The 22,887-nt window shown below is 30.8% G+C and carries 24 protein-coding genes and 1 pseudogene; 15 read left to right on the top strand and 10 right to left on the bottom strand.

Annotated elements, in window-relative coordinates:
* Position 1: 1 nt before the first annotated feature.
* Positions 2-1,084, bottom strand: coding sequence for a 23S rRNA (adenine(2503)-C(2))-methyltransferase RlmN (rlmN, locus tag C6H31_RS00860; protein WP_104696924.1), 1,083 nt, complete (start codon positions 1,082-1,084; stop codon positions 2-4).
* 623 nt (positions 1,085-1,707) lie between these two features.
* On the opposite strand from rlmN, the gene C6H31_RS00855 reads away from it, so the two are divergent.
* A complete protein-coding gene (locus C6H31_RS00855) occupies positions 1,708-1,908 on the top strand; it encodes a hypothetical protein (protein WP_104696923.1) in 201 nt (66 codons plus the stop codon).
* Positions 1,909-1,922: 14 nt separating this feature from the next.
* On the opposite strand, the gene C6H31_RS00850 is transcribed toward C6H31_RS00855, so the two are convergent.
* Positions 1,923-2,498: a phosphorylase family protein gene (locus tag C6H31_RS00850; protein ID WP_104697357.1), complete on the bottom strand. Its 576-nt coding sequence runs from the start codon at positions 2,496-2,498 to the stop codon at positions 1,923-1,925.
* Positions 2,499-2,787: 289 nt separating this feature from the next.
* On the opposite strand from C6H31_RS00850, the gene rsmA reads away from it, so the two are divergent.
* The 4 genes and pseudogenes from rsmA to C6H31_RS07160 form a co-directional block, all read left to right on the top strand.
* Complete coding sequence (gene rsmA / locus C6H31_RS00845; protein ID WP_104697356.1) at positions 2,788-3,591, top strand: 16S rRNA (adenine(1518)-N(6)/adenine(1519)-N(6))-dimethyltransferase RsmA; 804 nt, start codon at positions 2,788-2,790, stop codon at positions 3,589-3,591.
* Entirely contained in the window at positions 3,581-5,581 is a 2,001-nt protein-coding gene (locus C6H31_RS00840; protein WP_104696922.1) for a ribonuclease J, read from the top strand. The genes rsmA and C6H31_RS00840 overlap by 11 nt, the downstream gene beginning before the upstream one ends.
* A gap of 3 nt (positions 5,582-5,584) precedes the next feature.
* Positions 5,585-6,544 carry a KpsF/GutQ family sugar-phosphate isomerase gene (locus tag C6H31_RS00835; protein ID WP_104696921.1) on the top strand — a complete coding sequence of 320 codons (960 nt, stop codon included), beginning with the start codon at positions 5,585-5,587 and terminating at the stop codon, positions 6,542-6,544.
* A 23-nt stretch (positions 6,545-6,567) separates the two neighbouring features.
* Positions 6,568-7,257, top strand: a pseudogene (locus C6H31_RS07160) (glycosyltransferase family 2 protein); the annotation flags it as partial.
* A gap of 473 nt (positions 7,258-7,730) precedes the next feature.
* On the opposite strand, the gene C6H31_RS00825 reads toward C6H31_RS07160, so the two are convergent.
* Both C6H31_RS00825 and C6H31_RS00820 read right to left on the bottom strand, forming a co-directional pair.
* Positions 7,731-8,903: an acetate/propionate family kinase gene (locus C6H31_RS00825; protein ID WP_104696919.1), complete on the bottom strand. Its 1,173-nt coding sequence runs from the start codon at positions 8,901-8,903 to the stop codon at positions 7,731-7,733.
* An 18-nt stretch (positions 8,904-8,921) separates the two neighbouring features.
* Positions 8,922-9,839, bottom strand: a complete 918-nt coding sequence (locus C6H31_RS00820) for a bifunctional enoyl-CoA hydratase/phosphate acetyltransferase (protein WP_104696918.1) — start codon at positions 9,837-9,839, stop codon at positions 8,922-8,924.
* 309 nt (positions 9,840-10,148) lie between these two features.
* Here C6H31_RS00820 and C6H31_RS00815 point away from each other — a divergent pair, with 309 nt between their 5' ends.
* Positions 10,149-10,406: a hypothetical protein gene (locus C6H31_RS00815; protein ID WP_104696917.1), complete on the top strand. Its 258-nt coding sequence runs from the start codon at positions 10,149-10,151 to the stop codon at positions 10,404-10,406.
* 32 nt (positions 10,407-10,438) lie between these two features.
* Here C6H31_RS00815 and C6H31_RS00810 read toward each other — a convergent pair whose 3' ends face one another.
* Both C6H31_RS00810 and rpe read right to left on the bottom strand, forming a co-directional pair.
* On the bottom strand, positions 10,439-11,185 hold the full coding sequence (locus C6H31_RS00810; RefSeq protein ID WP_104696916.1) for a 3'-5' exonuclease: 747 nt from the start codon (positions 11,183-11,185) through the stop codon (positions 10,439-10,441).
* The gene (rpe, locus tag C6H31_RS00805) at positions 11,186-11,824 is read right to left on the bottom strand and encodes a ribulose-phosphate 3-epimerase (RefSeq protein ID WP_104696915.1); all 639 of its coding nucleotides are present in this window, start codon (positions 11,822-11,824) and stop codon (positions 11,186-11,188) included.
* Between the two features lie 82 nt (positions 11,825-11,906).
* Between rpe and C6H31_RS00800 the strand changes: the two genes are divergently transcribed.
* From C6H31_RS00800 to C6H31_RS06995, 6 genes are all read left to right on the top strand, one after another.
* The gene (locus C6H31_RS00800; RefSeq protein WP_104696914.1) at positions 11,907-12,743 is read left to right on the top strand and encodes a class 1 fructose-bisphosphatase; all 837 of its coding nucleotides are present in this window, start codon (positions 11,907-11,909) and stop codon (positions 12,741-12,743) included.
* The gene (locus C6H31_RS00795; protein WP_104696913.1) at positions 12,744-12,938 is read left to right on the top strand and encodes a hypothetical protein; all 195 of its coding nucleotides are present in this window, start codon (positions 12,744-12,746) and stop codon (positions 12,936-12,938) included.
* A complete protein-coding gene (locus C6H31_RS00790; protein ID WP_104696912.1) occupies positions 12,935-14,008 on the top strand; it encodes a DUF354 domain-containing protein in 1,074 nt (357 codons plus the stop codon). Before C6H31_RS00795 ends, C6H31_RS00790 begins: the two co-directional genes overlap by 4 nt.
* Before the next feature lie 9 nt (positions 14,009-14,017).
* Complete coding sequence (locus C6H31_RS00785) at positions 14,018-14,785, top strand: pyridoxine 5'-phosphate synthase (RefSeq protein WP_104696911.1); 768 nt, start codon at positions 14,018-14,020, stop codon at positions 14,783-14,785.
* A 62-nt stretch (positions 14,786-14,847) separates the two neighbouring features.
* Positions 14,848-15,768, top strand: coding sequence for a 4-hydroxythreonine-4-phosphate dehydrogenase (pdxA, locus tag C6H31_RS00780; RefSeq protein WP_104696910.1), 921 nt, complete (start codon positions 14,848-14,850; stop codon positions 15,766-15,768).
* Positions 15,765-16,370, top strand: coding sequence for a hypothetical protein (locus tag C6H31_RS06995; protein WP_158654727.1), 606 nt, complete (start codon positions 15,765-15,767; stop codon positions 16,368-16,370). The genes pdxA and C6H31_RS06995 overlap by 4 nt, the downstream gene beginning before the upstream one ends.
* On the opposite strand, the gene C6H31_RS00775 is transcribed toward C6H31_RS06995, so the two are convergent.
* The 3 genes from C6H31_RS00775 to C6H31_RS00765 all read right to left on the bottom strand — a co-directional run bounded on the left by C6H31_RS00775 (position 16,359) and on the right by C6H31_RS00765 (position 18,591).
* Complete coding sequence (locus C6H31_RS00775; RefSeq protein WP_104696909.1) at positions 16,359-16,820, bottom strand: acyl-CoA thioesterase; 462 nt, start codon at positions 16,818-16,820, stop codon at positions 16,359-16,361. The two genes, C6H31_RS06995 and C6H31_RS00775, sit on opposite strands and share 12 nt — an antisense overlap.
* A gap of 106 nt (positions 16,821-16,926) precedes the next feature.
* Positions 16,927-17,256 carry a hypothetical protein gene (locus C6H31_RS00770; protein WP_104696908.1) on the bottom strand — a complete coding sequence of 110 codons (330 nt, stop codon included), beginning with the start codon at positions 17,254-17,256 and terminating at the stop codon, positions 16,927-16,929.
* Between the two features lie 9 nt (positions 17,257-17,265).
* Positions 17,266-18,591, bottom strand: coding sequence for a sulfite oxidase (locus tag C6H31_RS00765; protein WP_104696907.1), 1,326 nt, complete (start codon positions 18,589-18,591; stop codon positions 17,266-17,268).
* 195 nt (positions 18,592-18,786) lie between these two features.
* On the opposite strand from C6H31_RS00765, the gene galE reads away from it, so the two are divergent.
* Positions 18,787-19,830 carry a UDP-glucose 4-epimerase GalE gene (galE, locus tag C6H31_RS00760; protein ID WP_104696906.1) on the top strand — a complete coding sequence of 348 codons (1,044 nt, stop codon included), beginning with the start codon at positions 18,787-18,789 and terminating at the stop codon, positions 19,828-19,830.
* On the opposite strand, the gene ruvC is transcribed toward galE, so the two are convergent.
* Positions 19,808-20,272 (bottom strand): crossover junction endodeoxyribonuclease RuvC, encoded by a 465-nt coding sequence (ruvC, locus tag C6H31_RS00755; RefSeq protein ID WP_104696905.1) that lies wholly within the window; start codon positions 20,270-20,272, stop codon positions 19,808-19,810. The two genes, galE and ruvC, sit on opposite strands and share 23 nt — an antisense overlap.
* 81 nt (positions 20,273-20,353) lie before the next feature.
* Between ruvC and dnaA the strand changes: the two genes are divergently transcribed.
* Entirely contained in the window at positions 20,354-21,643 is a 1,290-nt protein-coding gene (gene dnaA, locus C6H31_RS00750) for a chromosomal replication initiator protein DnaA (RefSeq protein WP_104696904.1), read from the top strand.
* 164 nt (positions 21,644-21,807) lie between these two features.
* The gene (dnaN, locus tag C6H31_RS00745; RefSeq protein WP_104696903.1) at positions 21,808-22,872 is read left to right on the top strand and encodes a DNA polymerase III subunit beta; all 1,065 of its coding nucleotides are present in this window, start codon (positions 21,808-21,810) and stop codon (positions 22,870-22,872) included.
* Positions 22,873-22,887: the final 15 nt, after the last annotated feature.

Raw genomic sequence — 22,887 nt, 5'->3', positions numbered from 1 at the left:
TCTATTCCTTTGTTTCACGTGGAACATTTTGCAAAGTTTTTTCTCTTAGTTGGCCGCAGGCTGCAGATATATCAATACCTTTGGATTCTCTGATTGTCGCAAGTAATCCTCTTTGGATTAAAAAGTCTGCAAACTTTTTTACTTGCTCCATATCCGGCCTTTTAAATTCACTTCCTTCATGTGGATTAAACAATATTAGATTTACTTTTGCCTTAATTCCATCAAGTAATTTTAGTAAAACTTTAGCACTTTGCAAATCATCATTCACATCTTTTATGACAAGATATTCAAACATTACTCTTTTTCTTGTATCTACAGGGAAGTTTTTTACTGCCTCTATAATGCTTTGAATATTATAAGCTTTATTCATTGGAATCAACCTTGTCCTTAGCGCATTATCGACTGCATGAAGAGATATAGCTAATTGCACTCCAAGATTCATTTCTCCTAATTTTTTAATTTTTGGAGCAATTCCACTTGTAGAAATTGTTTGTCTCCTAGCAGAAATTGAAAGTCCATTTAATTCACTTAGAATTCTGATTGCTTTTGAAACATTATCTAAATTATTTAAAGGCTCTCCCATTCCCATATAAACAATATTTACTCTTTTTTCTGGCAAAAGATTATTATCTTTTTTTAACCAAACAACCTGCTCCACAATTTCACCCGCACTTAAATCTCTTATAAAACCACCCTTAGCAGTAAAACAAAATGCACATCCAACCTTGCAGCCAATCTGACTTGAAAGACAAAAAGTATATTTTTCTCCCTCTATAATATTGCCTTGGCTATCTAACTTTTTATCACGCATCTTAATAAACACGCTCTCAAAAGTATGTCCATCTAATGTTTTAAAAAGATATTTTTTTGTGCCATCTTGACTGATTTCTACTTTTATAGGTTCTAAATGTTTGATTTTATATTCTTGTTTTAAATCCGTTTTTAGTTGCTTGGGTAAATTATGCATCAAATCAAAATCTTGTACATATTTAATATAAATCCAATGATAAATCTGCTTGGCTCTGAAGCTTGGTTTGATCATGCTTTCTAATTCTTCTAAAGTATAGTTATAAATATTTTCCATTCTTATCTCTTTAAAAATTTTGTTTGAAATTCTAACAAAAAAGCCTTGCTATATTAAGTCAATTTTAAGTGGGGATGGGGGTAAAATCCAGGTTAAAATCTTGCAAATTAGGAGAATAATATGTTTGCATCACAACATAGAATGTGGAATACCTTCAATTTTCATAACATAACAAGTAGAAAGAGTTTTTGGTGGCAGTATTAATAAATTTTATAATTATTTTTTATTTAATGTCTTAAAAACCATCATAGATGACACCACCAACACTATTATTTATACTATTTTTAATTTCATTCATCAATGATCGCAGGAAAACTGCAATACAAGAATGAATGGTTGATGGCAACTTATTCCCATTATAAACCTTGTTCTTTATTCCCTATCAGTATCAAAAAAAGTTTGATCAATCTGCAGTTCTTTTTTATTTATAATCATTTGAGGGGTAAATTGAGGAATCTCAAAAAATATTTGGTTTATACTGCTACAAACAACTATCTTAAATAGTTAAGAACTATGATTATAAACTCAATATAAGGTTTGGTTATAATAAAAAACTCGATATAAAATTAAAGGGGCAAACAAAGGATTAACCAAACATCTCTATAAATTAGAAAGGTTCTTAAATGGAAATAATGATCTTATTATTCTCTGTAGCTTTACTCATTCTTTTTTTATTTATAAAAGTCATTATCGAGCATCCTCTTTTGGGTCTTTGTGGGGTAATTTTAACCGCTTTATTTTGCTTGGTAGGTTTTTGGTGGGGTGCGCTTATAATTTTAGGAGTATTCTGCCTTGTTCTTCATAAGCTAAAACAAGATTTTTAATAATATACCTTAATTTAGGATTGAGCGCTACTCACTACTCTTATAGCTTCTTCTATTTTTTTTATTATTACATCACGATTTTTCATAAAATCCTGATGCGCTTGAGCATTACAATAATTACTCACACAAAAAATCCCAATACAGGGAATTTGAAATTTTTTTGCTACAGAAAGAATAGAATAAAACTCCATATTTTCTAGTAAGATTCCTTGTTGTATAAAATTTTTAGCCATCTGCACATTAGTGGTAATATAATTGCTTGAATTTACAACTACAGGCCTTAGTCCTAAAGATTTAATTTTATCAATTGTTTCACATGAAACATTATCAAGACTCTTTTGATGTAATTGAATTGGAGTGTAGCTTTTATCTTTAAAACAACTAGTTTCAATTTGGGTAGATTCTTGACTCATACAAATCTCAAGCAGTGGTAGACTAAAATCATAACTTCCCGCACTCCCAATAAAACATAAAAAATTAGGTTTATCCTTGATACAAATTTGAGTTAAACTGATAGCGCTTTCTATAAGTCCTACACCAATACTTGTAGCAAATTTGAAATCCTCTCCATTTCCTGCACAAATAAACATTTTATTCTCTCTTTTATTTGAATAAATAAAGATATTAACCTCTAGTTTCTGCCTCTTAAATATAAAAACAATGGTAGGACATCCTAGTGTGATTATTAATATCTTTAAGCCATCAAGGCTTATATTTGTCTCCCTTGCTTTACTCAAAACATAAAGCTTGTTAAATTTTTATACCAACTTTAATCAAGTTTTAAAATAATACATCAACTTGCCCAGTAGCAAACCAAAATATAACAGAAATGCAACAATTTTTAGATAGAATAGGTAAAAAGTTTTGGAGAGGAAGGCTTTGCGGTACCAAGCAAAGAAAAAATTTGGTCAAAACTTCTTAAAGGATAAGGAGTTTGTAGAGAGGATTGTCCAATCCATTCCCAACATACACCAAAATGAACAAATTATAGAGATTGGGGTTGGCTTGGGTGATTTAAGTGATGAGTTGCTCAAACTTTATCAAGTGAAAGCTTATGAAATCGATAATGATTTGTGTTCTTTTCTCAGAAAAAAGTATATTAGGGCTCTAGAATTAGGTAGGCTTGAATTAATCAATCAGGATGTTTTAACCATAGAGAAAAAAGAGGGTTGGTTACACCATCAGGATTATATCTTAGTATCAAATTTACCTTACTATATTGCTACTCATATTATACTAAGGGTTTTAAGAGATCCTTATTGCAAAGGATTTATCGTAATGACCCAAAAAGAAGTGGCACAGAAATTTTGTGCCAAAAGTAAGGATAGTGATTTTTGCGCATTGAGTGTTTTAACCCAAACTCTTGGAAGTGCAGAAATACTTTTTGATGTTCCAGCAAAAGCTTTTGAGCCTATGCCAAAGGTAACATCATCAGTCTTTATGGTAAAAAAGAGTGCTAATATATTAGATAGTGGTTTTGAAGATTTTTTAAAGGTTGCATTTTGTTCGCCACGCAAAAAGCTTTTAAAAAACCTTGCAAGGTGCTATAAAAGAGAAATTCTTGAGGATTTATTTAAAAAATTAGGGTTGATGGAAGATGTAAGAGCACATGAGTTATTAAGTGAAACATATCACCAAATTTTTAGAGAACTAAATAAAAAGGATAAATACGATGGAAAATAATGAAAATACTAAAGCAGAAACACAAAAAAAAAGGTATTTTAAACCTAGATTCAAAAAACAAAATTCCGAAGAAAAATCTGAAAAAGAAGTAAATAACACTCCAGAAAAAACCCCTACAGAGAAGCCAAGAAAATGGGTATTTAAAAATAAAAATGCTCAGGCTCAAAATAATAAAGAAAATGATCGATCCAATAATGGCGTTAGGGATATTCAAAATGTTAATGAAAAAAGCAATATAGGGTTTCATAAAGATCTAAAGAAAGGAGTTGAAGCCAATAATCGCATTCAAAAAAGCAGTCTTAATCCTCACTATAAACTCAATCTTAATACTAAAGCAAAAGTTAGAATCACACCACTTGGAGGATTAGGAGAAATTGGTGGAAATATGATGGTAATGGAAACGGAGAATTCTGCCATTATTATTGATGTTGGAATGAGCTTCCCTGAAGAAAACATGCATGGTGTGGATATTTTAATTCCTGATTTTAGTTATATTCATGCAATTAAGGACAAGATTGTTGGGGTAGTTATTACACACGCTCACGAAGACCATATCGGTGCAGTTCCTTATCTCTACAAACAATTACAATTTCCACTTTATGGAACCCCTTTAGCACTTGGTATGATTGGCAATAAATTTGATGAACATGGGTTAAAAAAGTTTAGATCCTATTTCAAAATTGTAGAAAAAAGAAGACCTATCCCAATTGGTGATTTTGAAATTGAGTGGATTCATATTACACACTCAATCATTGATGCATCAGCACTTGCTATAAAGACTGAAGCAGGCATCATTATCCATACAGGAGATTTTAAAATTGACCATACTCCTATTGACAATCTTCCTACAGATTTACATCGTCTTGCTTACTATGGAGAGCAAGGGGTAATGCTTTTATTAAGTGATTCGACAAACTCTCATAAAAGTGGTAATACCGCATCTGAAGCAAGTGTAGGTCCTACATTTGATGCTTTATTTAAATCTGCTGAAGGAAGAGTCATTATGAGTACATTCTCTTCTAATATTCATCGCGTTTATCAGGCAATTACCTATGGTATGAAATACAATAGAAAAGTAGCTGTTATTGGAAGATCAATGGAGAAAAATATTGATATAGCTAGAGAGCTTGGCTATATAGAATTGCCTCATAATATTTTTATAGAAGCACATGAAGTGAATAATTATCCTGATGAGGAAGTATTAATTGTCACAACAGGTTCTCAGGGTGAAACAATGAGTGCTCTTTATCGTATGGCAACAGATGAACACCGCCATGTCAAAATTAAACCTACAGATATGGTCATTATATCCGCAAAGGCAATCCCTGGAAATGAAGGATCGGTTTCTACTGTATTAAACTATCTAATGAAAGCTGGAGCAAAAGTAGCTTATCAAGATTTTAGTGAGATACATGTTAGTGGGCATGCTGCTCAAGAAGAGCAAAAATTGATGCTAAGATTGATTAAACCAAAATTCTTTCTCCCTGTACATGGAGAATATAATCATGTGGCAAAACATAAAGAAACTGCAATCAAATGTGGTGTTTTAGAAAAAAATATCTACTTAATGGAAGATGGCGATCAAATTGAAGTTAATCCTAGCTATATTCGTAAAGTAAAAACCATTAAAAGTGGTAAGGTATTTATTGATAATCAAGCTTGCAATGAGATTGATCAAATCGTTGTTACAGAAAGACAAACTTTAGCAGATTCTGGCTTACTTCTTTTGGTTGCCTTTATCCATAAGGGTGAGCAAAAACTACTTAAAGAAACACAAATCACTTCTCTTGGAATTATAAATCCTAAAGAAGAAAAGGCCTTTACAAAAGAAATTGGGGCATTATTAGAGCTCCATATTAAAAACATTAAGCCAGAAGTGATAGCAAATCATAGATTATTGGAAAATGATTTAAGAAATACATTGAGAAAATTTTTATTTAAAAAGACAAAAAAATACCCAACAATTGTTGTGCATTCATATTTAAGGTAAGTTATGGATTTTGAGCAAATTGCAAAAGAGGTATTAGAGATTGAAGCACAAGCTCTCTTAGATGCCAGCAAAAAACAGATTGATTGGGATAGTATTATCAAATGCATTTTAGATTCTAAGGGCAAACTTATTGTTATAGGTGTTGGAAAGAGTGGTTTGGTTGGAAAAAAAATAGCAGCAACTCTTGCAAGCACTGGGACACCCAGCTTTTTTATACATCCTACAGAGGCAATGCACGGAGATCTTGGAATGATAGAAAAACAAGATATCATCCTTGCAATAAGCTATAGTGGAGAAAGCGATGAGCTTTTAGCAATACTCCCTCACTTAAAGCGTTTAGCTTCAAAAATTATCACTATGAGTAAAAATATAAATAGCTCACTTTCAAAATTTGGGGATTTTTTTATCCCTATTTCTATACAAAAAGAAGCCTGCCCTATCAATACTGCCCCTACAAGCTCCACGACACTAACTCTAGCTCTAGGTGATGCTCTTGCGGTTTGCTTGATGAAAGCAAGAAATTTTTCAAAGCAAGACTTTGCCTCATTTCATCCTGGTGGGAGCTTAGGCAAAAGACTTTTTGTAAAAATCAAAGACTTAATGCAAACAGAAAATTTGCCAATCATTTCCCCACAATTGCCACTAAAAGACGCTATTATCAAGATGAGTGAAGCAAGGCTTGGCACAGCCATACTCGCTTTGGAAAACAAGCTCTATGGGGTCCTAAGTGATGGGGATTTAAGGCGTGCAATGATGCAAGAGGATTTTAACCTCAATTCTCCAGTGAAAAATTATGCAAATCTAAATCCAAGATACTGCACAAATGAATTAATGCTCGCTCATCAAGCACTTGAATTGATTGAAAACAACAAAATCCAATTACTAATCATCACAGATAGTCAAAAAAATATAAAAGGTGTACTACATCTACATACCCTTGTAGGTGCTGGAATCAAAAACTAGCATATCTAAAAGCAGGAGAAAGGATGGAAGAAAGCAAGAGTATTAAAGAAACTAAGCCCATTAAAGTTGCCATTATTGTTCCTATTTTTAATGTACAAGATCATCTCAAAAAGTGCTTAGATTCCCTGCTTCATCAAACCTACAAACACTTTTATGCAATCTTAGTTAATGATGGCAGTAGTGATAATAGTCTTGCAATTGCCAAACAATATGCTCTCAAAGACGCACGATTTTTTCTTATTGATTGTCCCAATGGGGGAGTTGGAAAGGCAAGAAATAGAGGTATTGATTTTTTAAAAAACTCTTTAAAAGATTTTAAAGAAATTATTTCTTTATCCCCTCCTCCCAAGGATGTATCTTATATTGAATTTTTAGATAGTGATGACTTCTTAGATCCCAACTCTATTGAACAAAAGCTTGTTGTAGCACAAAAGCATAATCTAGATGTTGTAGGAGCAGGAATAAAAGAATATTCGCGTGATTATCAATATATCCAGCAAGGTTATGGTTTATTAAAAAATGTTCCAAAAGAAGAAATTTTGCACGGCCTAGAGGTAGTAAAAGCCTCTCCTTTTGAATATTTTCATGCTATATGGGGTCTTTTAATCTCCTTTAAATTCTTTAAAGAAAATAATCTAAGTTTTATTGAAGATATAATCTATGAAGATCACAACTTTGGAATCATGCTATTTTTAAAAGCTAAAAAGGTAATGATCTTAAAGCCCTTTCTTTATAACTGTGTTTTGAGTGCAAATAGTATCACAAGGCCCAATATCATAAGCCCTCAAAGATTGTTATTAAATTACCAGAGCTATCGCATAATTACTGATGAACTCATCCATCAAAACTACAGTGAAAAAGAGGCTAAAATCATCAAAAGATATATCAAGAAATTTTATCTACCTACCACCTACTCAATGTTATATGAGCTAAAAATAGGGGGTCATAATGCCCCAAAACTCCCTCTAAAAAACTATAAAGACTTCCTTTCACTAAAAACTCTGATTATTTACTATTTACCTAGTCTTTTTGGTTTTTTAAAAAGATTAAAAACACTGCTTAATAAAAAGAAATGGAAAGATATCAATAAGAATAAAAGAATAAAAGAATAAAAGAATAAAAGAATAAAAGAATAAAAGAATAAAAGAATAAAAATATTTTGGCATCCATAGAGGATGCCAAAATCCTAGCTTAAAGCCATTGTATCAAGAACAATCATCAACTCTTCATTTGTAGGAATTGCAAATACCGCAATTTTACTATCACTTTGACTGATTAACTCTTCTCTAGAAGCATTCTTAGACTCATCAATTTTTACACCCAGATATGCCAATTGCTTACAAACACCTGCTCTAAAATATGCAGAATTTTCACCCACACCCGCTGTAAAAATAATACCATCACAACCTCCAAGAGATACCATTAATCTAGCAATCTCCTCAGCTACACGAAAAGTCATAAAATCAAATGCTCTCTTAGCACCCTCATTCTTGTCAGTATTACACTCTAGTGTATAGAAGTTTGAGCTAAACTCAGACAATCCTCCAACTCCTGACTTATAATAAAGAAAATCACGAATCTCATCTACACCATATCCCTTACTTTCCATTAAATAAAGGAGGATTCCATTATCAATTGAACCAGGTCTTGTTCCCATAGGAACACCATCAAGAGCTGTCATTCCCATTGTAGTCATTACAGATTTTCCATTTTCAATTGCACATAATGAAGCACCTGAACCAATGTGAGCTACTATTAATTTTTTATCCGCAAAAGTTGGATAGGATTCCTTCATTTTCTTTGCAATATAAGCATAAGAAGTCCCATGCATACCATATCTTCTTACACCCTCTTTATAAAGAGAATAAGGGATGGCATACATTGTAGCATTTCCTTGCATTGTTTGGTGGAATGCTGTATCAAAAACAGCTACCTGTGGCATATCAGGGAACATTGAGCACATTAGCTTAATAACACGCAAATTATGTGGTTGATGCAAAGGAGCAAGAGGTACTAAACTCTCAATATCTGCAATCACTTTATCATCAATACGCACAGACTTATTAAAAATTGTTCCACCATGAACCACTCTATGGCCACAAGCTCTAAGCTTATATTCCTTAAATGTTTCCATAATCCAAGAGATAAGATATTCTAAAACAAGTGCGTGATTATGAGCTTCTTTTTCACTCCAAGCATGCTCTGCAATTACTTCACCTTTAGAATTTTTTGCCTTAAAGCTAGGAGCTTGATCAATCCCCTCTACTTGTCCTGAAGCAATTGCCTGATTTTCCAAATCAAAGATTTTAAACTTTAAACTAGAGCTTCCTGCATTAATTACTAAAATAATCTCTTTCATAATAAATTCTCCTTAATCTTATTTGCTTGCAATAACAGCTAAAGCTGATGATGCAACTCTGGCTTCTGCGTTATCTGCTCTTGAGGTCAAAATTACAGGAACTTTAGCACCCAAAACAATTCCAGCAACCTTGGCATAAGCAAGATACACAAGTGCTTTGAATAAAATATTGCCTGATTCAATTTGTGGTGCAATTAAAATATCAGGATCCCCACATACAGGAGAATCTATCTTTTTAATTTTTGCTGACAAGGCTGAAATAGCATTATCAAATGCCAAAGGTCCAGCAACAATTGCATCCTTTATTTCTTCTTTTGCTCTTTGAGAAATTTCAAATGCTTCCATAGAGCTTTGAATTTTTTCATAAGGCATTTCAACTGCACTAAGCAATGCAGCTTTTGGCTTATCAATACCAAGTTGTTTTGCAAGATACACACTATTTTTTAAAATACTCATTTTTGCATTAACATCTGGGGCAATATTAATTGCACAATCTGCAATGATTAAGGCCTTATGATAAGCGGGTATATCCATAACAAAGGCGTGAGAAACATTATTGTCTGTTCTTAGCCCTGCATCTCTCTTTAAAACAGCGCCCATAATATCATTTGTATGCAAGTTCCCTTTCATAAGAGCCTTCACTTCACCCTTGGTAGCAAACTCAACAGCTTTTGTTGCAGCCTCTTTATCATCAACCACATCAATAATTTCAAAAGAAGAAATATCAAAAGAAAATTCCTTTGCTACTCTTTCTATTTTTTGTCTATCTCCAACCAAAATTGGATCAATCAACCCCTCTTGATAGGAATCCACCACCCCACTCAAACTTGTCTCATCAGTTGGCTGTGCTACCGCAACCTTAATAGGTCCTCTTGCTTTCGCATTTTTCAACAAACTCTCAAATACATTATACTCTCTACCTTCCAATTTTTGCATCTCTGCTCCTTTCTATAAATCTAAGCTAAAATGAAACAAAAAAATCCCAAGAAAAGTCCAAAGCTTTACCCAGATTTAGCTCTATTTCTAAGCTTCGTAAGAAAAATAAATTTTACCAAAAACAAAGTTAAGAATATCTGATTGTTAAAGCAATATTTGACTATTAGCCTGGTTGCAATATCTCTGATTTTTAATCTTGAAGCTTTTCTAAACTTTGATCTAATCCAGCAAAAAAATTATTAATATTAGAAAGTTGAAGTATAATATAGTCTTAATATAAAATCTAAATTTAAAAGCAAGGAGTTGCAGATGGCAGATGTAAGCATCACACCTGAAAGTATTTTAGAAACACTAAAGGAAAAGGGGGCAAAGCTAGTTTGTCCATCTTGTGGAGGTAAGGATTTAGGAATTGCACCAGGTTTTGGGAATCTTATGCTTCAAAATAAAATTGATGGCAATGTAAGCATCAATAGTCCATATGTACCAGCGGTGTATACTGTTTGCAATAAGTGCGGGGCAATGACTCCTCATGCTGTTGCGGTTTTGGGTATTTTAAATCAAAAATAATTTTTTAACCCTAAGACCACAAAATCTTAGGGTTAAAACCTCTTTCCTCTTGAAAATTCTATAAGGTCTTGAACACTTCTTACATCACTAGGTAAGCTTAACTTTGCTATCTCAAATACCCTAAGACAAGCCAATGCATCAGAGTATGCTCTATGATTATCTGGGATATTGATACCCAAAAACTTATTTAAATAAGCAAGGGAGTGTCGTAAAGACAAAATTGCTTTTTTTGAAAGCTCAACTGTACATAATCTAGGGTTTAATAAACCAATATTCCCATATACCTCATTTCTTTTGCTTATGAAAGAATAATCAAAATTAACATTATGTGCTACAAAAACACTATTCCCTAAAAAGTCCCTAAAGTCACTTAAAACTTGTTTTTCTCTAGGAGCATCTTTTAACATTTGTGTATTAATTCCTGTTAATTCTACAATACTATCTGGCACGAAATCTGCATATACAAGCGTTTGGAAATTATCTATTATTTTTCCATTACAATATTTAATTGCCCCTATTTCTATAATTTGAGATTGAAAGGGCTTTGAACCTGTTGTTTCAATATCCACAAAACAAAAAGTTGCAGTTTCAATATCTTGATAAGAAGTCCCTAGTTCAAAAAAATCACCCCGATCTAAAAACCAAAAACCCAATCCTTTTAAAACTTCTAATACCAAACTGCTATCATCAAGATGCAAATACTCCTTCATATAATCTAAAAAGGATTGCCTTGTAACCTTATTTTTTTGAAACTTTGAATAAACCTTATTGTAAATCATTTAGCGTAAAGAAGAAATAGCCTTTGTGTAATCTTTTTGAGAAAAAATATAGCTCCCTGCAACAACAATATCAACACCACATTGCTTTAAATCAAGAATATTTTTATTGCTAACCCCACCATCAACTTCAATCAAACAATCTGGGTTTTTGTTATAGATTAATTCTTTTAATCTTTTAGCTTTTTCTAGCACACTAGGAATAAATTCTTGCCCTCCAAATCCAGGATTAACACTCATTAAAAGAACCATATCAATATCTTGAATAATATATCTTAGAGTTTCTTCACTTGTATGAGGATTTAAAACAACTGCTGGAGAAATATCATAATCCCTAATTTGCTGAATTATACGATGCAGGTGCTTTGTCTCTTCAATATGCACGCTCATATACTTTGGTTTTAATGGAGCAAATAAATCAATAAAAAATGGTAAGTTTTCTACCATAAGATGTATATCTAGTGGCTTAGTGGCTACTTCTTTAACTCCCTTTAAAACTACTGGACCAAAAGTAAGATTGGGAACAAAATGGCCATCCATAATATCAATATGAATAAAATCTGCACCAGCCTCACAGATACTTTTTATTTCTTCTTCTAGTCTTAAAAAATTTGCAGACAAAATACTAGGGGCAACCAACATAGAAAATATCCTAAAGTTTTTCCAAAGGATAGCATAAAACATAATTAAGATATAATTTAAGTAAAAAATTTAAGGTAAAAAAATGCAAAAAGTTTTTTGTTTGCTTAAGGAAATTGCTCAAGAAATTCAAATCTTATTGTTGAAATCAGATACAAATTATCTTGAAAGTAGTAATAGCAGTGGTGATCAACAATTACAAGTTGATGTAATGGCTGATAAAATTATTGAAAAAAAGCTTTTAAGTTTGGATTCTATCAAGGGTGTTTGTAGTGAGGAAAAAAAAGAGGCTATTTTAAAAGAAAGTGGGGATTATCTTATTGCCTATGATCCATTAGATGGTTCTAGTCTCTTTGATAGCAATTTAAGCATAGGCTCAATTTTTGGAATCTATACCAAGGAATTTGATGCTAAAAATCTCAAGGCTAGTGCTTATATTATATATGGTCCAAGACTAGAAATTGTTTTTGGAGATACAAAAATTACTCACTTATCCTTTGATGGAGAGAACTGGAAAGAGAAAACACCCTTTAGTTTAAAAGAGAAAGGAAAAATCAATGCAACAGGTGGAACTCAAAAAAATTGGAGCAATTCGCATAGAGCTTTTATCCAATCACTTTTTAATGAAGGCTATCGATTAAGGTATTCTGGAGGAATGGTTCCTGACTTGCACCAGATACTTATCAAAGGAGGGGGATTATTTAGCTATCCCTCAACAAGTGATGCAAAAGAGGGAAAACTAAGAAAACTCTTTGAGGTTTTTCCATTTGCTCATTTGTTTGAACTTTGTGGTGGTGAAGCAATTGATGGCAAGCAAAGATTATTGGATTTGCCTTGCAATAGTCTTCATGAGACTACTCCCTGCTATTTTGGTAGCAAACAAGAAATTCAGAAATTAAAATCATTTTTCAAGGAAAATTGAGTGAATACACCTTTAGATTCTTATGTATTAAATTTGGACAAAAAATTAGAGCTCCTTCAAGAATGTCAAAAAAATAAAGGCAAAAAGTCTTGTTTGGAATGTGAGAAGGTTTTAGATTGTCAAACAAGAGAAGAATATGTCAAGGCTGTGTATGAAAGCATGAATAAAGGAAAAGATGGGGATTTTGAATTTTGATTTGGTTAGATATTACTGATCCAAAATATGTTTTGTTTTTTAAAAATCTCATCCCTTTATTAAAAAATCTTGATGAGGTGGTTATCACTACTAGAAAATCTAAAGATTACAATGAGTGTTATAAACTCTTAAAATTATTTCAAATTGAAGCAATATCATTGGGAAGTTATGGAGGGGCGAGCAAGCTTGATAAATTTAACTCAAGATTGAAGAGACAAAAAGATTTTTTAAAACTATTTCAAAAGACTGGGATTCCAAAAATTTTTATCACAGGTGTAAGTGTAGAGGGAACTCAAACCGCATTTGCACTAGGAATTCCCATTATTCAATTTTCTGATACCCCATTGGCAAGCAACTTTTTTTCAACAGATAAAACTACTGTCGTAGCAAAGCTTACCCTGCCCCTAAGCAACTTGATTTTTAGACCTTTTGTAGTTCCTGAAAAATGCTATAGTAATCTAGGAATAGAACCCAAAAATATTATTCCCTACAATTTCATTGATGTGGCTATTTGGTTAAAAAATCTTCCTGCTGGTAATGATTTTAGAAAAAGATATAAATTAGATGATACAAAACCCACAATTTTAATTAGAGAAGAAGAATACAAAGCCCACTATGTTAAAGAAAAAAATCCAATTATTTATGATTGTATTGGCTTATTACAAAATCTTGAAGTAAATTTAGTACTAATGCCAAGATATGGAATTGATGATTTAAAAAATCAGTTTTCTGATACAAAAAATCTAACAATCCTGGAAAACAAACTTCCACCTCAAGATTTTTATCCCTTTATTGATATGCTAATAGGTGGTGGTGGAACAATGAATCTAGAATCCTGCTATCTTGGAATTCCTACAATATCCACACGATCTCTTTTTTTATTCCACGACAAATATTTATTAGATAACAAATTAATGTATCATTGTAAAAATGCGCAAGAAGTTTTAAGCATAGTAAAAAAATATATCACTTCTGGTTTTAAAAGAAAAAACAATCAATCTTTTTTTGAGAAAGAAGAAGCTACTTTTGAAAAGATATTTTTGGAAATAAAAAAGAGATTTTATTATTAAGGAAAAAGAATGAGACTTGGACTAAATATCGATCACATAGCAACTCTTAGAGAAGCCAGAAAAATCAATGATCCCGATCCATTAGAGGCTATTTTTATTGCAAAGAATACAGGAGTTTCACAAATTACTATTCACTTGCGTGAGGATAGAAGACATATTAATGATCTTGATGTAAAAAGAATTATTCAATCCTCTCCTCTTCCTGTAAATATTGAATGTTCTATCAATGATGAGATTGTTGATTTTATTTGTAATCAAAAACCCTATAAAGTAACCTTGGTTCCGGAAAAAAGAGAAGAGGTTACTACAGAGGGAGGTTTGTCTATGACTCATATAAAAATTAAAGATGTAATAAAATTATTTCAGAGTCAAAATATACTCGTAACAACTTTCATAGACCCTTGCTTAGAATCTATAGAACTTTCTAAGGAGTATAAAGCTAATGGTATAGAAATTCATACTGGAAAATATGCAAATATTTTTTTGATGCTTTATAGTAATCTTAAGAGAACTCCAAATAGTATAAAAAGCCTAGAAGACAAAGACTTAAAATCCTTACTAGATGATGCAATAAGAGAAATTAAAACCATTGTTAAAAAATCAAAAGATTTAGGACTTTATGTCTGTGCAGGGCATGGACTCAATTATCTCAATGTGAAAGAAATTGCAAAAATTTCTGAAATTGAAGAACTTAATATCGGTCAAAGTATCATCGCAAAATCCGTGTTTGTAGGACTAGAAAAAGCAATAAAAGATATGTTGGATTTAATCAACTAAACTTTTTAAATATGAAGATAGTTTTAATTGTAACAATTGGTAAAAATCATTAGAGGAATTTAATGTATAAGGTTGCTATTTGTGTTGGGGATATCAATGGGATTGGGCCTGAGATTTTATTAAAATCTCATCATATTATTGAAAAGTATTGTCAGCCTTTTTATTGTATTCATAAGGAATTGTTACAAGAGATTGCAAAAAAATTAAATTTAGATTTTCCAGCTAAAGCGAATTTCATAGATTTAAATACAAAAATTCCATCAATAAATGTTGGAAAAATCTGTGCGGATTCTGGACTTTATAGTTATTCTAGCTTTTTAATGGCTTGTGATTTAGCAGATAGTGGACTGGTAGATTTTATCACTACATTACCCATACATAAATTTGCTTGGAAAGAAGCTGGAATTGAAAACATTGGACATACAGACTATCTTAGGGAGCGTTATCAAAAAGATGGAATTATGATGCTTGGTTGCGAAGAAATGTTTGTTGCTCTTTTTTCAGATCATATTCCACTCAATAAAGTAAGCACGCTTATCAAAAAAGAAAATCTAAAAAAATTTTTTTTAGATTTTTATAAATGCATTAAAGAAAAAAATATTGCTGTTTTGGGCTTGAATCCTCATTGTGGTGATAATGGAATCATTGGAAAAGAAGACTTTATCATTAAAGAAACAATAGATGAAGTAAATTATGATCTAAAGCATGAAATTTTTCAAGGTCCCATCAGTGCAGATTCTGCTTTTACTCCTTCTCAAAGAAAAAAATATAAATATTATATAGCCTTTTATCATGATATTGGACTTGCTCCACTAAAGGCACTCTATTTTTCTCAAAGTATTAATGTGACATTAAATATACCTATTCTTAGAACCTCCGTAGATCACGGAGTAGGGTTTGATATTGCCTATAAAAATTTAGCTGACATACAAAGTTATATCAATGCTATACTTTTAGGGATAAAACTTAAGGATAAACAATGAAAAAGGATTACGAAAAGATTATCAATGAACAAAAAAGCTATATTCAAACCCTGGAGAGTATGTTTAACCGAGCCTGTGTAGAAATTGCAAATCAAAAAAATATTTTTGAACAAACAAATGCAAAAATTGAACAACTAAACAAAAATGTGGATAGCTTGCTTAATTTTTTAATTAATTCTGAAAATAATTTTGAAAAAAGCCATATCAGTCTTCAAGAGTATCTCAAATCCTTTAATATAAAATCACAAAAAGATCTTATTTTTGGCATCAATATTGAGCAAAAATTTATTAAAAATAGCAGTATCCCAACTCTTCAATATCATCTTTATCAAAATAATTGTTTTATCCAAGAAAAAATACCACTTTATGGATTAATATCAAAGACAAAAAGGGATCTTTTAACTATTGGAAAGACTTTTTATAAATATATTGAGCTTTGTTTTAAAAAGAAAAAAGAAGAAATCATTGGAATTATTTATCTTACACAAGTTGATAAAGAAATATTTTTAGATTATTATGGAAACAAAGACATCCAAGAAGAATCACAAAATTTTATAAAAATTTATATGCAAGAAGAAAGCCTAGAGAATCTACTTCTGTAGTCTCTTTCTTCTTAATATAGCATTGTCCCATCTACGCTTTTGTGTCTCTGTTTCAGGTTTAAACTGTGGAACTGGAACTTTTTTACCATTTTCAATGGCCACCATCGTAAAATAACAACTATTACAATGTTGAACAACTTTACTTTTAATATCTTCACTAATAACTTTGATGCCAACTTCACAACTTGTTTTCCCGGTATAATTTACACTTGCTAAAAAAGTTAGTAAGGAACCTATTGGAATTGGTTGCTTGAAAATTACGCTATCAACAGCCATTGTAACAACACCCACCCCACAATATCTTGTCGCACATGTATAAGCAACTTGATCCAATAACTTTAATAATTCTCCTCCATGCATCACCCCACTAAAATTAGACATAGAAGGACTTACTAAAATAGACATGGTTAAAGTTCTTGTATCAAAAGATTGAATGCTCTTTTCTATCATATACACCTTTCTTTGGAAGCTTCCTAGAAAAATTAATTTTGAATTTTAACAACTATTTGTAAGATCTGGATTATCAGAATCTTACAAATTATAAAGATTATTTAAATTATTTTGTTGGTAAATATTTATCCTTAAGCAAAGGTCTTCTTTTAGAATCATTAGTTTGAGGATAATTAGTAGAAAGATAGTTAAGTATTATATCTTCTGTTTTAGGATCAAATTCCCAAAGCCCTTGAGTAGCTTGCATCCATCGAATTGATGCAAGCCATTCTTCACGATTTCCTTTTGCTTTTGTAAAAAGTTGTGCAGAATGGCACACAGTGCAATTAGTCTTTACTTCTTCAAAACCATCAGCAATTTTTAACCCCGTCTCTTGATCTATTTCAACCGCATAACCCATTATGCTAAAAACTAAAATAAAAAATACTTTTTTCATAACATTCCTTTAGATTACGCGAACAGCAATCCTATGACAAGCATTATTTAAATACCCTCTTGGATTCCAACCTGGAAGCACCATTGGCTGAGATACACCATGATCATCAACTGCTCTTGCCCACACCTCATAATAACCCTCTTTTGGGAATTTTACAGTTGTTTTCCATTCTTGCCAAGCTAATCTATTTAATGGTTTTTTAAGTTCTGCTTTCTTCCAAGTTGCTCCAAAATCAATACTTACAAAAACTTCTTTTACACTTCGATCGCCTGCCCAAGCCTTTCCTCTTAAATCAAGTTGTTTATTTAATGGGGTTTTAATTCCAGAAACTGGATAAGTAATCAGTGATTTAACAACCATGGATTCTAAGATGCACATATCTTTATCTTCAACTTTTTCTCCTGGCGCAACAGGATTACATGGCATACGATAAGATTGTCCATTCATCTTTTCACCATCATGAACCTTGTTACGAATTACAATCTTTTTTAGCCATTTTCCTGAAACACTTGCAGACCAACCACCAATAACAAGTCTTAAAGGAAACCCATTTATGTAAGGTATGGGCTCTCCCTCATACTCCCAAGCAATAAGACTTTCATCTTCAAGAGCTTTGCTCATTGGAACCCCTCTTGAAATAACATGCTTATCAGTATTACCATCAAGGCGTATATCTGCACCATAATACCCAATGTAAACAGCATCTTTTTTAATTCCACAATACTCAAGAACATCTTTTAATCTCACCCCTGTCCATCTTCCGCAACAAACAGCTCCCATTTCCCATTGATTTCCCTTTGTTGCTGGAACTATTTCAGCTCTGTTATTACCTCCACACTCAATTGTTAAAGCATAAGTATAAGTTTTAAATTTTTTCTTCAAATCATCAATTGTAAAAGTTTGAGGTTTGATACAAGATTCTCCTGAAATCTCTAAAGTCCAGTTTTTAGGATCTAAATCCTTTTCATCTGGTGCATTTCCATTATTTCTAATGAAAAAATACTTAGCTTCGGTAAAAGGACTGTCAAGAAATTGAGGTGGTGTTTCAGCAGCAATTGGTCTATCATTTAAATAAATCAATCCATCTTTACCAGGAAAACTAAAAGGCGCATCACTATTTGCAAATAAAGCAGGCATCAAACCTCCTGGCATATTACTTGCAAATGGTATATTTGAACCTATAATTGAAGCCATAGCCAAAAGGGAAGATTTTTTTAAAAATCCTCTCCTTGTAATTGGATCAACTTCTCTTCCAAAAATATCTAAATCTGCTTTATGAGGATCTTTAGCGTATGCTTCATGAATCCCTCTCATTTTTTTATTATCCTTCTTCATTATTTATCTCCATTCAATAAGTATTTTCATAAGATATTGTAAACACTTAGATGCGCTAATATATCCAAAAAATATTTATTTTTATCATATGAAAAAAATATTTATTACTTTTTCACTCAAAGTAATATTTTTTATGCAACTTTCAAATAGACTATCTTATACTTAGGAAAAATCTTCAACAACTAGGAGTTTTATATGGATACTATTTTAGTAACTGGTGGTTGTGGTTATATTGGATCACATACAATACTAGAATTTCTAGAAAAAACACAAAATCATATAATCATTGTTGATAATTTATCTACAGGATTCTTGGATAACTTTAATTATTTAAAGAGCATTTTTAAAGAAAGAATTACTTTTTTAGAAATAAACTTAAATGAAATAGAAAAACTTGAAGAGGTTTTTAGAAATAATAAAATCAAATGCATTTTACATTTTGCAGCATCACTAATTGTTGAAGAATCTACAAAAAATCCACTCCTTTATTATGGAAATAATGTAATAAATACAATTTATCTTGCACAACTTTGTATCAAATATGGTGTAAAAAATTTCATTTTTTCTTCTACAGCAGCAGTTTATGGAGAGCCTAAAGGAAATTTTGAGAAAATTAATGAAGATTTTTTCCCTTGTCCTATTAATCCTTATGGTTCTTCAAAGTTAATGAGTGAAAAAATTTTAGAAGATATGAGTAGAGTCTATGATTTTAATTATATTGCTTTAAGATATTTCAATGTAGCAGGTGCAAGTATGAAAAATCAACTAGATATTCATAAATCTGGTCTTGGTCAAAGAAGCAAAAAAGCCACCCATTTAATAAAAATAGCTTTAGAATGTGCTGTAGGAAAAAGAGAAAAAATGGGAATCTTTGGAAATGATTATGATACAGAAGATGGAACATGCATTAGAGATTATTTACATATTGATGATTTAGCAAGCGCTCATTTAAGTGCTTATGATTATTTATTAGAAAATAAAAAATCTAATATTTTTAATGTAGGTTATTCTAAAGGTTATAGTGTTGCTGAAGTCATTAATGCAGTAAAAACAATAACAAAGCAAGATTTTATTGTAGAAAATCAACCTAGAAGATTGGGTGATCCAGCAAAATTAATTGCAGATAATAAAAAAATTTTAGAATTAACAAATTGGATTCCAAAATATGACAACTTAAACACAATCATACAAAGTGCTTATGAATGGGAGAAATATATTAAATTCTCTGAGAATGAGTAATTGCTACAGCAATTGCATCTGTGATATCAAGTGGTTTGATTTCACCCTTGATATTTAAGATTCTTTTCACCATAAAAGCAACTTGATTCTTACTAGCCTTGCCATTTCCAGTTAATGCCTTTTTTACTTGTAAAGGGGTATATTCTGAAAAATTACCAAAATCTTGCAATATCTTTAGACTTAAAGCACCTCTAAATTGAGCAAGTTTGATAACACTTTTTGGATTATAAGCATAAAATATATCTTCAATGGCAACACTATCAATTCTATGATTCTTTAAAACTAAATCAATACCATCAATAAATTCTGTAATTTGATATTGTAATACCCTTTCTTTAATTTTTATAAACCCTGCTTCAATTAAGGAAAGTTTTCCATAATCTAATTTTATGATTGCATAGCCACAATTTCTACTACCTGGATCAATACCTAATATGTTCATCTTAAGACCATTTTTTGATATAATCATATCAATTTTTTCACAAATATTTCACATATGTGAAAACGAGGGTTTTATTAAAAAATGACACAAAAAAACTTTGAGGAAATCTTTAAAAAAGAGTTTGAAGAAGCTGACTTTAAAACCTATATTTCCAAAATAAAATATAATGAAAACTCCTCAAAACAGGATATTTTAGTATTTTGTGCTCCAAATATTTTTCTTGCCAATTGGATACAAACAAACTACAGCGATAAGATCTTAAATGTTATAGAAAAATACTATAACATAAGGCCTCAAATTCGTTTTACTTCAGAAACTCAAAAAAAGAATGTGAAAACTTCAAAACAAATCATTCAAAAAACAGAGACTATTTTAAATCCCTCCTATACTTTTCACACCTTTATTTGTGGAGAATCCAATAAATTTGCATATGAAATTGCAAAACAAATTTCTGAAAAACAAGCAAAAAATTATAATCCTGTTTTATTTTATGGTGGAACTGGATTGGGAAAAACACATCTTTTAAATGCCATTGGTAATAAGGTAATTGAAAAAAATAAAGTTGTAATTTATGTTACCGCAGAGCAGTTTATGAATGATTATGTCTCAAGATTACAGAATAATAGTATGGAAAAATTTAGAGAAAAATATCGCAATTGTGATTATTTACTCATTGATGATGTTCAGTTTTTTGGTGGAAAACAACAAATTCAAGAAGAATTTTTTCACACTTTTAATGACTTACATTCAAAAAACAAACAAATTGTTTTAACAGCAGACAAAAGTTTAAAACAAATCATTGGATTAGAAGAAAGATTAAAATCAAGATTTGAGTGGGGTATAACAGCAGATATACAACCCCCAGGTCTTGAAACAAAAATTGAAATTATTAAACAAAAATGTATTATAAATAGGATTGATATCAGTCAAGATGTTATAGAATTTTTGGCCTCAAATGTCGGAGAAAACATTAGACAAATTGAGGGTCTAATTATTAAATTAAATGCACAATCTTTATTATTTGGACAAACAATTACTCTAACAAGTGCAAAGAACGCACTTAAAGATACTCAAAAAGAAAGTTATGAAAATATAACTATTGATAATATTATCAAGACTGTTGCCAAGGAATTTAATATCAAGCCTAGTGAAATCTCATCAAAAAATAAGCATAAAAACATTGCAAAAGCAAGAAGAATTGTGATTTATTTATCAAGACAAATCATTCCAAATTCCATGACAATGATTGCTCAATCTCTTAATATGAAAGATCATAGTGCAGTTTCTAAAGCAATATCAACCATAAACAAAGAAATTGAAGAAAATCCATCTTTAAAGCTCTTAATTGATGAAATAAAAAACAAACTCTAAAATTTATTTTATTATTTTTAGATACAATTAAGGGACATTTTTGTGAAAAATTGCCAAAGAAAAAATACTTTGTAAATAACGATTCTTTGGCAATTCTAAGTTCCTTTTCACATTTTTCACAAATATACTAATATTACTAAAAATAAATTCTATAAGGATTTTATATGAAATTTGATATTAACAAAGACAGTTTTGAAAATGTTCTCAATCACTTACAAGCTTTTTTAGATAAAAAAGATTCCTCTCAAATTACATCTCATATATATCTTGAAACTCGAGAAAATAAAGTTTTATTAAAAGCAACTGATTATGAAATAGGACTAGATACACAAATTGAAATAAAAAAAGAAATAGATGGCAATGCAACTGTTAATGGAAAAAAAATATTAGATATCATAAAAAGACTTAAAGATGGAAATTTAACATTAGAAACAGATACTCAAAATATCTATATTACACAAGGAACATCTAAATTTAAACTACCTATGTTTGATACAAATGAATTTCCAAAAAATATAAAAAACCAAGAAGAAAAAAGAATAAATATTGATACTTCTAATTTTATACAATCACTAAGAAAGGTAACTCCTGCCATTGATGGAAATAATCAAAAAATCTCTCTTACAGGAGCTTTATTAGAACTAAAAGACTTTCACTTTAGTTTTGTTTCAACTGATACAAGAAGATTAGCCTTAGTAAGACAGGATATACAGTCTGTTGAAAGTTTTTCTATTATACTTCCTAAAAAAGCTATTAATGAGATAGTAAAATTATTCTCAGATGAAATGGAAATTTTTTATAGTGATACACAACTAACAATAAAAAATCAGTACTATACTTTTTTCACAAAGCTAATCAATGACAGATTCCCTGATTATGAAAAAATAATTCCAAAAGAATTTAAAATCCAAATGAAACTTCCTAAAAATGAGATTGTGGATGCAATTAAGCTTATAAATTCTTTATCTCAAAAATTTAAAATGACATTTAAAAGTAATGAAATCTTGTTTGAAACAATGTCAGCAGATAGTTCAGAACAAGCTCAAACAAAGATGGATTTTAATACACAACTAACTAATGATTTTTCAATAGGAATTGATTCTAAATATATGCTGGAATTTCTTACACAAATTGAATCTCAAGAATTTGAAATTTGTATCAATGAATCAAATACTCCTTTTGTAGTTAAAGATGGTAATTTTTCTACGATTATTCTACCGGTAATCTGATAGATAAGGATTTAT

The organism is Helicobacter sp. 'house sparrow 1', assembly GCF_900199585.1.
Lineage (GTDB): Bacteria > Campylobacterota > Campylobacteria > Campylobacterales > Helicobacteraceae > Helicobacter_H.
The sequence above is the reverse complement of the archived record's forward strand: the minus strand, read 5'-3'. Positions and strand labels throughout refer to the sequence as shown.